Origin of the sequence: Hymenobacter lapidiphilus (assembly GCF_003417065.2) — a bacterium.
In the GTDB taxonomy this organism is placed as follows: domain Bacteria; phylum Bacteroidota; class Bacteroidia; order Cytophagales; family Hymenobacteraceae; genus Hymenobacter.
The window spans coordinates 67004-79433 of sequence record NZ_QVLT01000016.1; the positions used below are offsets into that span (position 1 = coordinate 67004).

The 12430-nt window shown below is 62.8% G+C and carries 13 protein-coding genes; 8 read left to right on the forward strand and 5 right to left on the reverse strand.

From position 1 onward, the window contains the following. The first annotated feature begins 95 nt into the window (after window positions 1–95). The 3 genes from D0N36_RS11175 to D0N36_RS11185 all read left to right on the forward strand — a co-directional run bounded on the left by D0N36_RS11175 (window position 96) and on the right by D0N36_RS11185 (window position 3349). On the forward strand, window positions 96–1799 hold the full coding sequence (locus D0N36_RS11175; RefSeq protein ID WP_147320839.1) for a S8 family serine peptidase: 1704 nt from the start codon (window positions 96–98) through the stop codon (window positions 1797–1799). Then, window positions 1796–2527 (forward strand): hypothetical protein, encoded by a 732-nt coding sequence (locus D0N36_RS11180; RefSeq protein ID WP_116941472.1) that lies wholly within the window; start codon window positions 1796–1798, stop codon window positions 2525–2527. Before D0N36_RS11175 ends, D0N36_RS11180 begins: the two co-directional genes overlap by 4 nt. 279 nt (window positions 2528–2806) lie before the next feature. Further along, entirely contained in the window at window positions 2807–3349 is a 543-nt protein-coding gene (locus tag D0N36_RS11185; RefSeq protein ID WP_116941473.1) for a hypothetical protein, read from the forward strand. A gap of 262 nt (window positions 3350–3611) precedes the next feature. Here D0N36_RS11185 and D0N36_RS11190 read toward each other — a convergent pair whose 3' ends face one another. From D0N36_RS11190 to D0N36_RS11210, 5 genes are all read right to left on the reverse strand, one after another. After that, entirely contained in the window at window positions 3612–4847 is a 1236-nt protein-coding gene (locus D0N36_RS11190; protein ID WP_190242634.1) for a DUF3570 domain-containing protein, read from the reverse strand. A 121-nt stretch (window positions 4848–4968) separates the two neighbouring features. Beyond that, a complete protein-coding gene (locus D0N36_RS11195) occupies window positions 4969–5154 on the reverse strand; it encodes a DUF4266 domain-containing protein (RefSeq protein WP_317191461.1) in 186 nt (61 codons plus the stop codon). A 122-nt stretch (window positions 5155–5276) separates the two neighbouring features. After that, entirely contained in the window at window positions 5277–6320 is a 1044-nt protein-coding gene (locus D0N36_RS11200) for an FAD:protein FMN transferase (RefSeq protein ID WP_116941476.1), read from the reverse strand. Between the two features lie 74 nt (window positions 6321–6394). Then, on the reverse strand, window positions 6395–6880 hold the full coding sequence (locus D0N36_RS11205) for a thioredoxin family protein (RefSeq protein WP_190242635.1): 486 nt from the start codon (window positions 6878–6880) through the stop codon (window positions 6395–6397). Window positions 6881–7127: 247 nt separating this feature from the next. Continuing rightward, window positions 7128–8462, reverse strand: a complete 1335-nt coding sequence (locus D0N36_RS11210; RefSeq protein ID WP_116941478.1) for a M23 family metallopeptidase — start codon at window positions 8460–8462, stop codon at window positions 7128–7130. Between the two features lie 186 nt (window positions 8463–8648). Here D0N36_RS11210 and D0N36_RS11215 point away from each other — a divergent pair, with 186 nt between their 5' ends. The 5 genes from D0N36_RS11215 to D0N36_RS11230 all read left to right on the forward strand — a co-directional run bounded on the left by D0N36_RS11215 (window position 8649) and on the right by D0N36_RS11230 (window position 12328). Further along, complete coding sequence (locus D0N36_RS11215) at window positions 8649–9281, forward strand: helix-turn-helix domain-containing protein (RefSeq protein ID WP_116941479.1); 633 nt, start codon at window positions 8649–8651, stop codon at window positions 9279–9281. A gap of 126 nt (window positions 9282–9407) precedes the next feature. Further along, the gene (locus D0N36_RS11220) at window positions 9408–10250 is read left to right on the forward strand and encodes a hypothetical protein (RefSeq protein ID WP_116941480.1); all 843 of its coding nucleotides are present in this window, start codon (window positions 9408–9410) and stop codon (window positions 10248–10250) included. Between the two features lie 5 nt (window positions 10251–10255). Then, complete coding sequence (locus tag D0N36_RS19965; RefSeq protein WP_262895315.1) at window positions 10256–10384, forward strand: hypothetical protein; 129 nt, start codon at window positions 10256–10258, stop codon at window positions 10382–10384. Between the two features lie 67 nt (window positions 10385–10451). After that, the gene (locus tag D0N36_RS11225) at window positions 10452–11306 is read left to right on the forward strand and encodes a hydroxymethylglutaryl-CoA lyase (RefSeq protein WP_116941481.1); all 855 of its coding nucleotides are present in this window, start codon (window positions 10452–10454) and stop codon (window positions 11304–11306) included. A 287-nt stretch (window positions 11307–11593) separates the two neighbouring features. Continuing rightward, a complete protein-coding gene (locus tag D0N36_RS11230) occupies window positions 11594–12328 on the forward strand; it encodes a (Fe-S)-binding protein (RefSeq protein WP_116941483.1) in 735 nt (244 codons plus the stop codon). Window positions 12329–12430 lie beyond the last annotated feature (102 nt).

Here is a 12430-nt window from a genome sequence, read left to right on the forward strand (position 1 = left end):
AGGGCTGGTTGTCGGCCAGTATGCCGCCGGTGCTTCGCCAAACGGGGCTTTATTGTACCTTCGGAGCTGAAACAGGTATTTAGGTAAGAGAAGAATTGCGGTTCCGTGGACATCTGACTTTGTGGCTGGGGTTGCTGGCCGGGCTGCCGGCTGCTGCGCAGCGCCCGGCGCCCATTGTGGCTCCTGCCGCTCGCTATTGGGTTACGTTCCGCGACAAAGCGGGCCAGACGCTGCAACCAGCTGCTTATTTCGACCCGGCTGCCCAGGCCCGCCGCCGCCGCCAGCACCTGCCGGCCGCCGACAGTACCGATTTCCCGGTGCGCCCCGATTATCTGGCCCGGGTCCGTGCGCTCACCGATTCCGTTACGCTTGTTAGCCGCTGGTTTAATGCCGTAGCCTGCCGGGCCACCGCTGCCCAGGCTGCCCGTATGCGGCTACTGCCCGGCGTGCGCAGCGTAGAGGCCTGGCCCGAGCGCCCCTTGCTGCCTACTGGAACCCCTCGCCTGAAAGCCTCTCCACTGCCGGCTGGCCCGCCGGCGCCCCTCTCGCCCGCCGATTTGGCACTGGCTCACCGGCAAACGGCCGTGCTTGGGGCTGCCGGGTTCCGGCAGGCAGGGCAGCAGGGGCAGGGTCTGCGTATTGCCGTGTTCGACGTGGGCTTCCGCGTCACCGACACGCATCCGGCCTTCGCGCACCTGCACCGCCGCCGGGCCATTGCGGCCACCTACGACTTTCTGCGCCGGACCTCCGATGTATATCGGGGCGGTACCCACGGCACCGAGGTGCTCTCGTGCCTAGCCGGCCAACTGCCCGACAGTACCTTCCTGGGGCTGGCGCCGGCCGCCGAGTTCCTGTTGGCCCGCACCGAACAGCAGGGCCGCGAGCTGTACGCCGAGGAAGAAGCCTGGCTGGCCGCCGCCGAATGGGCCGACCGCCACGGAGCCGATATCATCAACTCCTCGCTGGGCTACACCGACCGCCGCTACTTTCCGGAACAGATGAACGGGCGTACCAGCCTGGTGGCCCGGGCCGCCGCAATGGCCGTGCGCAAGGGCATGCTGGTGGTGAATGCGGCCGGTAATGACGGTGACGACCCCACGTGGCGGACCGTTGGCACTCCCGCTGATGCCGACTCGGTGCTGACCGTGGGCGGCCTCGACCCCGATACTTTTCTGCACCTGCCTTTCAGCAGCTACGGGCCCGCGGCGGGCGGGCGGCTCAAGCCCAATGTGGCGGCCTTTGGAGTGGCCATAACGGCCGTGCCAGGCGGCTTCGAGCGGGCCGAAGGCACCTCTTTTGCCAGCCCGCTGGTGGCGGGCTTTGCGGCCTGCGCCTGGCAGCAGCAGCGCGATTTGCCTGTAATGGCGCTGTTTGCCCGGCTGCAGCAGGCCGGGCAGCTCCACCCATATTTCGACTATGCCCATGGCTACGGTCTGCCCCAGGCAGCGGCCTTCAGCGCCGCCGGCCAGCCTGCTGTGTTGCCAGATCCCACCTTCGATTTTGTGGCCGCCGACTCGGCCGTCAGTGTCATCATCCGGCCCGAAGCGGCCGTTGTGCCCGCCTATTCGCTGCCGCTGCAGGCAGCTGCCGAGTCCCTGGCCAACTTGGACCCCGATGCTGCCGGGCCGCCGGTCCCGCTGTACTGGCAGCTGCGCGATGCCAGCGGCTTTATTATACGCTACGAGGTGCTGGAGGTAAGCCAGCGGGCCATACTGCGGGTGCCGTTGCGAGAGTTGCCAACCGGCGGTACGCTACGGGTGCACTTTCGGGGGTACACGGCTAGCTTTGGGGGATTATGATGAGGCGCAACCCAATTTCGCCACAGCTGCTTGCCCTGCTGCTGCTGGCCGTATGTCCCCGCCTGGCAGCGGCCCAGCGGGTGCTGCTGCGCGCCGACCCCGCCACCGACACCATTCCCAGGCGCTACGGCCCCAACCGGGCGTTTTATCAACACCTCTACCTAGGCTACACCGCCGTAGTGGGCGCGGCCGACGGGCCCGGAGCCACGCTGAGCTACCCCCAATCGGGCGAGCTGTTTGCTGGGCTGCGCAACAAGTGGCGCGTAACAGGAACCACGGCGGCAGGGCTGGATGCCCGCTTTGCCTACTTGCGCTATCAGCTTCGGCAAAACAGCGCCAAGCAGGTGCCCACGGCCCAGCCGCACTACCGCGAGTCCCTGAACCTTACGCAGCTGCAGCTGGAACCCTTTGTCCGGCTGAGTTTCGGGCGACGCGGCAACGTGGTAGGGCACTACCTCGACGTAAGCGGGTGGGGTAGCTGGGCGCTGAGCAGCAACCATAGCTATGAAGACCGGCCCGGGCAGGGACAGGGCACTCGGACGCTGGTGCGCGAAGTACGCCCGGCCTACCTGCGCCGCTGGAGCTGGGGCCTGGGCACGCGGTTGGGCGCGGGCCGCTACGCCCTGGTGGGCCGCTACCGGCTCGCCGATACATTCAGCAATCTGGCGCCCGCCATTTACCCCGAGCTACCGCGCTGGCTGCTGGGCGTAGAGGTAGGAGTATTCTGAGTTTCAACCAAAAAAATGCGTCCACAGCAGGCTATCGGCTGGCAGATTTCGTAAACAAGTGAACTGCCAGCCAGATAACTCCGCAAGCGTAGGGGCAGGGCGTTGGTAGTCAATTGATTTAGGTATAATAATTGGCCGAATGCGGGGAAATTCCGAACTTTCGGGGCTGGGACCGTTATAAGGGCTGTCTAGCTGAATTGTTGCTGTGTCTGTTTTCTCATGAAAAAACTATTAATCCCTGTTGCCGGAGCTTTTTGTCTGCTTCAGCTGTCGTCTTGCTTGAACACGGAGCGCGAAGTGGCCACCTCCCGCAACACCGACCGTCAGTTTACGCCTGGCCTGGAGGCTAACCGCGGCCGGGTGAGCGAGCGTACCGTGCTGCGCACAGTAAACGCCAGTCATAACTTCTCGTCGACCAAGGATAAGGATTCCTTTGTGCTGCAGCTGCGCGGGCCTAAAATTGCTACTTCGCGGGCCTACTTTATCATCCTCAGCAGTACCGGCGACACGCTGCGGCAGGAGGTGATGCCAGCCACCGCCCTCATCCGCGACCAGGACATGACCGACCCGCAGACGGCCACCGTGCGCGACAAGGAAATTGCCATTCTGCAGGGCATGAACAGCTTCTTCCGCGACGACCGGTTTGTGCAGCCGGCCGTACCAAAGGCGGCTGTTCAACCCGAAAACGTGGACGCCCAATCGTGGTCATCGGTGAAAGCCGACAGCCGGGCCATTGGCTTCGACTACCCCTCGGCCGATGGCCGAGAGCGGCGCCTGGCATTCTCCAAGGCCCTGAAACGAGCGGTAGTTATTGCTGAGTAAGGTTAAGCTGGGAGCCTCTGGCAGATAGCCAGTAGTCTCTGTTCGGACGGGTAAATGACTGCGCAAAAAGCAAGCTACCTGTACCGCTGCACGAGTATTTAGTGCCCTGTTAGATATAATGCAAAGCGCGCCGGAGCTATTCCGGCGGCGTTTTGTCTTGTATTAAGGATGACGGCCCTGGAAGCAGCAACTACTTGCTAAACAGCTTCAGCAGAGAGTATCGTTAGCCTGGAAATTCCGTTGGCTACCACTCACTGCTTCCTTATGGCATCGTGAAGGCCAGGTCGAAGCTAATGAGGTTGGCGTTGAAGTTGTTGTTGCGCTGGTAGTAGGCGTAGCGTACATCGAGCGACTTGAACTTAGCCACTTTGCGGCCGCCCTGGCCGTTGCCGAAGGGCGTTTTGAAGCGGCTGATGCCGTATACCGGCGAATAGCGCAGCCCCAGTCCGAGCTTATTGGCCGAGAAATCTGACAGGTCGTAGTCGGAGGTGTAGAACTCGCTGGTGCTGGAATGCTGGGCGTAAGGGGCGAAGTACCTGGCCGCCGTTTGGGTGTGGTAGCGGTAGAAGGGGTAGAGCACAAAGAAAGGCGTTACTTTCAGTGGCGTTTCCAGCTCAAAGGTGTGGGCCGTGATGCCGAAATTATCGTTGTAGAAGCGGTAGAAGCCCCGCAGCTGCACAAAGTCGGAAGCGAAGTAGCTCACGCGTAGCGCCACCGGATACTTAAAGCGGCGCTGCGGCAGCTGCTCTACCTTGGGGGCCACATTGCCCGGCTCGCGGAAATACACCCGGTGGAAGGATGTGCTCAGCAGCCCTCGCTGGTACACCAGCTCGGTGCTGACCGCTAGCTGCAGCCGCTGGCTGATTACCTGCGAGTACACCAGCGACAAATTGTAGCTCTGGCGCTTATCGGTGGGCACGAGTTGCTGGCCGGTGCGCAGCTCGGTGGGGTAAATAAGGGTGGCTCTATCGAGGTACACTTGCCCGGCGGCGCTGAACTCGCGGTTACCGTCGCGGGAGCTCTTGGACCAGGAGCCCGCCACGTTCACCGAGAAGTAATCATATTCAGTCGATACACCGGCTCCCAGCCCGATAATGCGCCGCTTAGCCTTGTTCTCGCGCGAGTAGCCGAAATCGGCGTGCAGGCGCGTGTCGCGGGCCGAAGGGGTGGAGAGGAAAAGGCCTTCCACGCCATCAATACGGTCGGTAGAGGCGGAGGCGTAAAAGTCGGCACCGATGTTGGCCGTGAGCCGGCTGACCGTATCGAGCGGGATGTTGAGGATGATGGTGGGGGTAACATCGGTGAGGTATTCGGTGCCGCGCCCGCCCTGCACGGCCCCATGCGTGCCGTCCTGTTGGTAGTAGCTCCCCAGAATATTGATTTCGGTTTCGCCCACCGTAGTGCCAGGCGCAGTGGCCTGGAGGCGGAGTGGCACCCCGGAGCCATCGATGCGGTTGGGCGTAGCGCCCCCCTGTGCCCAGACCAGCGCGGGGAGCAATACCCCACAGGCCGCTATACTCAACTGCCGAAAAAAAACCATCCTAGTCCAAGTCCAACGCATACAAAAAGCGAAAAGCGTACCTCCGAAAAACCAACCTTAGCGTAGTGAGCTAACTGCTTTAATTACAGCCGCAACCGCCGCCAACTTTGCCGCCGTTGGCTCCGCCGGCTCCTTCGCGGTACGACTCGAAGTTGGTCTCGTACACCTCTATTCGCTTGTTGGATAGCTTCATATCTTCATCGTTGAGGTACACCTTCTGGTAGGCTGCCACCGATACGCAGCCCCCAAGGCTGCCCGCCGCCATCAGCAAACCGGCCAGCCCAATTATCGGGCGGCGCAGGCAAATAAAAGCTGGAATATCCGGCATGAGCAAGTAGCAGAAAACGTGAGGGCGAAGCGACGGAAAATGTACGGTAAATTACCCGGCTACGGTTGTTTGGTTGCCGGCACCGGGGTGCTGTTGCGGTAGTAATTGATCTGCATTTTTTTGGAAACCAGCGTGCGGTTGTCGTCGGTAATCAGGGTGCAGTCTACGCCTTTGAGCTGGTTGATGAAGGCCAGCCCCTCCACGGGTCCCTTCACGAACACCACCTCATCGAGGCAGTCGGCCAGCTCCACATCGGAACAGATGATGGTGACCGAGCGCAGGCCGGTGGCGGGCAGGCCGGTGGCGGGGTTGATGATGTGGCCGTACACCTTGCCGCCCGACGTAAAGTATTGCTCGTAGTTGCCGGCCGTTACCACGGCCACATCGGTTACCTGTACCCAGCTCGAAATGCTGCCGGGGTGGTCGGGGTTGCCGATGGCCACGCGCCAGAGCGAGCCGTCGGCCTGCCGGCCCCAGCACAGAATATCGCCCGAGCCGTTGAGCAGACCGCCTTTTACGCCCAGCTTATCGAGCACCTGCCGGGCCCGTCGGATGCCGTAGCCCTGCAGCACCCCGGCCAGGTTGATGCGCATGCCCTTTTCCTGAAGCATAACGGTGCGCCGGGTGGGGTCGAGCAGCACGTGGCGGTAGTTGATGCGGGCCACAGCGGCGCGGCGCACGGCTTCGGGCGGCAACGCGTGCTCCTGCCGGTCGAAGCGGTAGATTTTATCGGCCGAGGCGAACGTGATGTCGAAGGCGCCGCCGCTCAAAGCCGAAATTCGCAGGGTGCGCTCAATCAGCTCATACACTTCCTGATCCACCACCACGGGCCACAGGCCGGCGGCGCGGTTGATCTGGGTTATTTGAGAGGTAGAATCCCAGAACGACATGAGCCGGTCGATGCGGCGGGTTTCGCTGATGGCGGCGTTCAGGGCGGTCCAGCCCAGCGTGTCGTTGTCGGCTACCACCGTGTAGGTGAAGTGCGAGCCCATAAGTTGGGCTTGCTTGCTGAAATTGCGCAGCTGAGCGGCCGCGCTCATGGGCCGCCACGGCAGCAACAGCGCCAGCAGCCAGAAAAAGCGCAGCAACGGGGCGGCAGGCATAGAAAATGGTGTAGTCAGACCCGAAGGAAACAGGTCGGTGCTTAAGTTGGGCAGCGTCGGGTAAAATAAACGCCCTATTTGCGGGTCAGCAGGGACGTGAGGTGCGCTTCGTAGGCGGCCTCGCCACCAGGCCGGTAGCCGGTTTTGGCCAAAATCTTGCCCTCGGGCGAAATCAGGACCACCAGTGGAAAGGAGCCCTCTTGGTTGAGTTTGGACGCTGCCAGTTCATTCTGCCTGGTTTGATCGGCCGACAGCTTGTTCTTCTTGCTGCGCGGGAAATCGAAATGAGCCAGCACAAACTTGTCGCGGGCGAACTGCTCGAAGGCAGGCTTATCAAACACCTCCTGCTTCAGCATAATGCAGGGCTTGCACCAATCGGAGCCCGAAAAAATAGCCAGCACGGGCCGGTTGGTGGCTTTGGCCTGCTGCATGGCCGCCTCCAGGCTACTGCTCCAGGTGGCGGCCGGCACGGCCGCCGCAGTAGTCGTCTGGGCAAAACCAGGTGTTGCCCAGCCTAATTCAGCTGCCAGCAAAGCAGTTGCGAAAAGTAAAACGCGCATAAGTAGGTAGTAGAAAGTAGTAAGATACAGCGGCCGTAGCCACATACGAAGCAACTGCTGCTCCGGAGTAAAGTAAGAACGCGGAACAGCTTCCGAAAAAGCCACTCCGCGTTCTTACTCCAATCACCAATTCAAACCTACAGGCAACTTCATGAAGGCCGAATGAAGAAGTACAACTCGTTTCCGGCCCCAGGAAATAGTGTGGTGCCGCCAGCAATAGGTAGCCGAAACCGACCAAGCGGGGCGCTTATCCGGCCTTAACCCAGCCGGTGCGCCCGTTGGCCTGGCGCACGAGGCGGTAGCCCCCGAACTCGCCCAGCACGGCCACGGCGGTTTGGGCCGGCAGGGCCGCCACAGCCGGCGCGCCGGGCAGCGGGAAGGAACGTAACTCGGTTTCGGCGGCTAGCTTCTCGCGGCGCAGTGGGGCGGCAGTCCGTACGGCCGGGGCGGGTACGAAGCCGCTGCCGCCGCCGGGCAGCTGTACCCGCAACCAGCCGGGCACGGCGCCCAGCACCAGCAGCGGTACGGTGGGCGTGGCGATATGGCCAGCGAGGCCCGCCGCAGTAGTGGCCGGGGTGGGGCGCAACGAGAGCCGCGGGGCGCGGGCCCGCACGTACTGGCCCAGCTCGGCCGGTAGCTTCTTCGGCATTGCAGTTGGCGCATCGGCCTTGCGCAGGAAGGGTAGCGGGTCGAGGGCGCCACTGCGGTACACGCCGAAGTGCAGGTGGGGCGGCGTAGTGCGGGCGTTACCGGTGCTGCCCACCAGGCCCAGCGTGTCGCCTATGCGCACGCGCTGGCCGGGCTGTACCAGCTGCTTATCGAGGTGGGCGTAGTATAGGTGGGCGTTGAAATCGGCGGTGGAAAGCCACACAACCCGGCCACCCAGCGGGGTTTCATTTACCCGCGTAACGACGCCGGCGGCGGCGGCCACTGCGGGCGTGCCGCGGGGCGCAAAAATATCGACGCCCTCGTGGCGGCGGGCCCCACCATCGCGCCCGGCCCCCCAGAACGAGCCGATGGCCTGGTCGGATTTGCCCTGCACCGGGAAGCTCAGGGTGGGCTCGCGGCGGATGCTGAGCGTGTAGCGGCCCCCGCGCAGCAGCTCGGGCTGCACCCGCAGCAGGTGCTGGCGGTCGGCTTCCACCACGTAGCGAAACGACAGGCTGGCCGTATCGGCGGCCATCAGGTGCCGGGGCGCGGGCTGGTCGGGGCTCAACTCGAAAGCGTCGAGAAACACGCGGGGCGCGGCCGTGCCGGGAGCCAGCGTGAGGCTGACCTGGATGGCCTCGCCCGCACGCACGCCGTAGCGCAGGCCCAGCGCCACGGCCCGGTCGGCCGGGAAAAAGCCCGATTCCTGGTAGGGCAGCTTCACGGTGAGCGAGTCGCGCAAGGCCTGGTCGGCGGCCCGGAGCCAGTCGCGGCCCAGGGCCGTTTCGGCGAGGCCCGACTGTTGCAGGCGGCGGGCGTAGGTTTCGTGGGGCGTGGTTTGCTGAAAGAGGCCGCGCAGGGTTTGGTTCTGGCTACAGGCGCTCAGCAGCGTAATCAATAACAAAAAAGGCAGGGCGCGAAGGCGGTGCGGCATGAAGCGAGCGGGGAGGAGTAGAGCAATACTAGAAGTGACTGCTTCAACCCCGAAACGCGCCGGGTAGTTCGCCCGCAAGCGGTGGGCCCGAAAGGATGCATCGGTTCTTTCAGCCGCTACCCAGCGAGGAGCCGGGCAGCGGAAAAGCGTATTATTACCCCGGTTTTCGTCGTTTAATTTCCGTGTATGTTTTCCGCCGACCGCATCCTGGCCATTCGCAAAAGCAAAGGCTTCTCGCAGGAATTGCTGGCCGAACACTCGGGCGTGAGCCTGCGCACCATTCAGCGGGTAGAGCAGGGCGGAACAATGCCGCGGGGCCACACCCTAAACGCGCTGGCCACCGCCCTGAGTGTATCGTTGGAGGATTTTCGTGCGGAGCCCGCGCCGGTAGTCGCGCCGCTTTTTCCAGCCGATGCAGCGGCCCCCGCGGCGGCCCCGGCGGAGCGGAGCGCGCTACGGTCGGACCCGGATTTTCTGCAGCTGCTCAACCTGAGTGCGCTGAGTTTGCTGGTGCTGCCGCTGCTCAACATCATCGTGCCGCTGGTGCTTTGGCGGCGGCGGGGCCAGCACATCCGGCACGCGGCCGAGGTGGGCCGCCGGGTAGTGGGCTTTCAGATTCTGTGGCAGCTGGGCTGCTTCCTGGCGTACGGGCTGCTGCTGCTGGGCTACCAGGCGGCCAACGCTCTGCAGCTGCAGCTGTGGCGGGGCGGCTTTCTGGCAGTTTTCATCCTGTCGTACCTGCTCAATATAGCTGCCGTGGTATACTATGCCGGGCGGTTGCGACGCGGTGATTTGGCGGTTTACCCCATCAGGCTCTGATTTTAAGTTTTTGATGGAAAGGTGCTTGCAGGCAATGGCGGGGAAGTGGCGGTAAAATGACGCAAGGGTCGGCAGTGAATCAGGCTAGGTTTGCCTCCGTACTCCAACCCTCGCTTATTCCCTGTCATGAAAACGCTTTTCAAGGTTCTGCTTGCCCTGGTGTTGCTGCTCGTGCTGAGCGGCATTGGCGGCTATTCCTACATGAAGGGGAAGTTTGCGCCCCCCGCCAACCAACTCACAGTAGCGGGCCTGCCTGCCACCGGCCCGCTACGCTGGCTGGCCGATACAGTTGCCCGACCCGCCGTGCCGCACGCTGGTTTGCTGGTGCCCATCCGGCTGCGCAACTGCCCCCGCACCTGTTATCTGCAGGTAGATACCGGGGCTCCCTACACCGTGCTGTATGCGCACCAGCTGACGGCCCTGCGCCAGCGCTACCCGGCGCTGGGCACCAGCTTGCAGCTGCGTGAAAAGGTGGTGCCCGAGTTCCGTTTTGCCCTGGGCGGCGCCCAGGTAGCCGTTGGCCACACGAAGGTGCTCGTCAACGGAACCGGCGAAATGCCCGCCGATAGTCTGGCCCCCTTCATCATTGGCTCGCTGGGGGCCGATGTGCTGGAAGGCCGCGTGCTGGTGCTCGATTACGCCGCCAGCCGCTTCACGCTGGCCAACGAAGTGCCGGCCGACTTGGCCGCCCGCGCCATCTTCGCCCCGCTGGCTTTCCCCGAGCGCCGCCTGCTGCTCACCGCTGCCCTGAACGGGGAGTCGCGTCAGCTCCTGTTCGACTCGGGTACCAGCGCGTATACCTTGCTCACCAGCCAGGAAAACTGGCAGGGAATGGCGGCCCCCGGTGCCGCACCCGTACCGATACCGCCAATTCGTGGGGCAAAAAACTGCTGCTGCACACGGTGGCTACCAACGCCCGGCTGCGCTTTGGGGCCGCTGAGCTTCCGCTGGGCACGGTTACCTACATAGAGGGCATGAACCTGATGCAGGAAACGCTGATGCGCTTTTCAGGGCTGGAAGGCATGCTGGGCAACGAGCCTTTCGTAGGCGGCGCGCTCATTCTGGACGTGAAGGGCGGCCGCTACGGGGTGGTGGGCCGTTAGGAGGAGGAGGGGTAGGGCCGGGTTGTCGGGGGAGGGTTTATCTTTACGCTCCACCCACTTCCCGCCCATGCTCTACCTCACCGAATGCCCCCGCGACGCGATGCAGGGCTGGCCCACATTCATCCCGACCACCGATAAAATCGACTATCTCAACGCCCTGCTCAAAGTGGGCTTCAGCACGCTCGATTTCGGCTCCTTCGTCTCGCCCAAGGCCATTCCGCAGCTCGCCGATACGGCCGAAGTACTGGAGGGACTCGACCTGAGCCAGTCGGGCACCATGCTGCTGGCCATTGTGGCCAACCTGCGCGGGGCCGAAACGGCGGCCGCGCACCCGCAAATCCGCTACATCGGCTTCCCGCTGTCGGTGTCCGAAACATTTCAGCAGCGCAACACCAACAAGAGTATTGCCGAGGCCCTGACCGACGTAACCCGCATCCAGGAGCTGTGCGCCCGCACCGGTCAGCAACAGGTGGTGTACTTGAGCATGGGCTTCGGCAACCCCTACGGCGACGCCTGGAGCCCGGCCGTGCTGGGCGAGTTCACCCAGCAGCTCGATGCGCTGGGCGTGGGCATCGTGGCGCTGTCCGATACCATCGGGGCCAGCACGCCGGCCACTATCGGCCCCGCCTTCCGCGAGCTGACGGCCGCTTACCCGCACATCCGTTTCGGGGCCCACCTGCACACCACGCCCGACACCTGGCAGGAGAAAGTGCAAGCTGCCTACGAGGCCGGCTGCCGCCACTTCGACGGCGCGCTGGGCGGCTACGGCGGCTGCCCGATGGCCGCCGACGACCTCACCGGCAATATGCCCACCGAGCGGCTGCTGGAGTTTTCGACCCAGGTCGGCCTGGAGCCGGGCGTGAACCTGGAGGCGCTGAACGAGGCCATGCGGCTGAATCAGCGCATCTTTGCGGGGCATTAGCGCATGAGCAACAATATTAGCATAGATCTTTATAACCGGCAGCCCGTGCGGCTTGAGCTTTGTCTAGAACCTTTTGGGCATGGGGTAGAAATGCAAGCGGGGATGGAATATCGAATTGTGTCCGTTGAGACAGAGTATCGAATTGAGTTTGGGCCCGATTTAATTATAGTGTATTTAGAAGACGTTTTTGAGTACAAAATTTTCGAGCGGCCTTATTCGACTGATTTTCAAAATCCCGGTGATTGGCAGCTTGTTGTTGAGTACTAATCAACTTAAAAATCAAGTTTATGCCCACACTCGTCGATATCTTCATTCCCTGCTTTGTTGACCAGCTTTTCCCGCACACGGCCATGAATATGGTGAAGGTGCTGGAGGCCGTGGGCTGCGAGGTGCACTACAACGCCAACCAGACCTGCTGCGGGCAGCCGGCCTATAACGCTGGCTACAAAGCCGAGAGTTGTGAGGTCGCCCGTAAGTTTCTGGCTGATTTCCCCACCGAGCAGGAGCGCTACATCGTGAGCCCCTCGGCCTCCTGCATCGGCATGGTGCGCAACACCTACGCCGACCTGTTCGAGGGCACGCCCGACGCCGGCCGCTACCACGGTGTACAGCGCCGGGCCTTCGAGCTGACCGAGTTCCTCGTCGATGTGTTGGGCATAACGAGCATTCCGGGGGCGCAGCTCAGCGGCAAATACACCTACCACGACTCCTGCGCGGCCCTGCGCGAGTGCGGCATCCGCGAGGCCCCGCGCCAACTGCTCGATGCCATAGCTGGCTTGGAGCGCCTCGAAATGGCCGAAACCGAAACCTGTTGCGGCTTCGGCGGCACCTTCGCCGTGAAGTTTGAAGCCATATCCGTTGCCATGGCCGAGCAGAAGGTGGAGCACGCCCTGGCCACCGGCGCCGACTACCTCATCAGCACCGACACGAGCTGCCTCATGCACCTCGACGCCTACATCCGCCGCGAGAAAAAGCCCATCAAAACCCTGCACATCGCCGACGTATTGGCCAGCGGCTGGTAAATCACTGATTTTCGCTGATTAGTCGTGATGACGCTGATTTCTTTAAGCGGGTAAGATTGCCTTTTCAACACACCACATCTTTCTGAAGCGCAAAGCCCCTGA

Coding starts and splice junctions, on each gene's coding strand:
- D0N36_RS11180 (WP_116941472.1), top strand. CDS start 1,796: ATGATGAGGCGCAACCCAATTTCGCCACAGCTGCTTGCCCTGCTGCTG.
- D0N36_RS11195 (WP_317191461.1), bottom strand. CDS start 5,154: ATGGCGGCGGGCAGCCTTGGGGGCTGCGTATCGGTGGCAGCCTACCAG.
- D0N36_RS11200 (WP_116941476.1), bottom strand. CDS start 6,320: ATGCCTGCCGCCCCGTTGCTGCGCTTTTTCTGGCTGCTGGCGCTGTTG.
- D0N36_RS11205 (WP_190242635.1), bottom strand. CDS start 6,880: ATGCGCGTTTTACTTTTCGCAACTGCTTTGCTGGCAGCTGAATTAGGC.
- D0N36_RS11210 (WP_116941478.1), bottom strand. CDS start 8,462: ATGCCGCACCGCCTTCGCGCCCTGCCTTTTTTGTTATTGATTACGCTG.
- D0N36_RS11215 (WP_116941479.1), top strand. CDS start 8,649: ATGTTTTCCGCCGACCGCATCCTGGCCATTCGCAAAAGCAAAGGCTTC.
- D0N36_RS11220 (WP_116941480.1), top strand. CDS start 9,408: ATGAAAACGCTTTTCAAGGTTCTGCTTGCCCTGGTGTTGCTGCTCGTG.
- D0N36_RS19965 (WP_262895315.1), top strand. CDS start 10,256: ATGAACCTGATGCAGGAAACGCTGATGCGCTTTTCAGGGCTGGAAGGC.
- D0N36_RS11225 (WP_116941481.1), top strand. CDS start 10,452: ATGCTCTACCTCACCGAATGCCCCCGCGACGCGATGCAGGGCTGGCCC.
- D0N36_RS11230 (WP_116941483.1), top strand. CDS start 11,594: ATGCCCACACTCGTCGATATCTTCATTCCCTGCTTTGTTGACCAGCTT.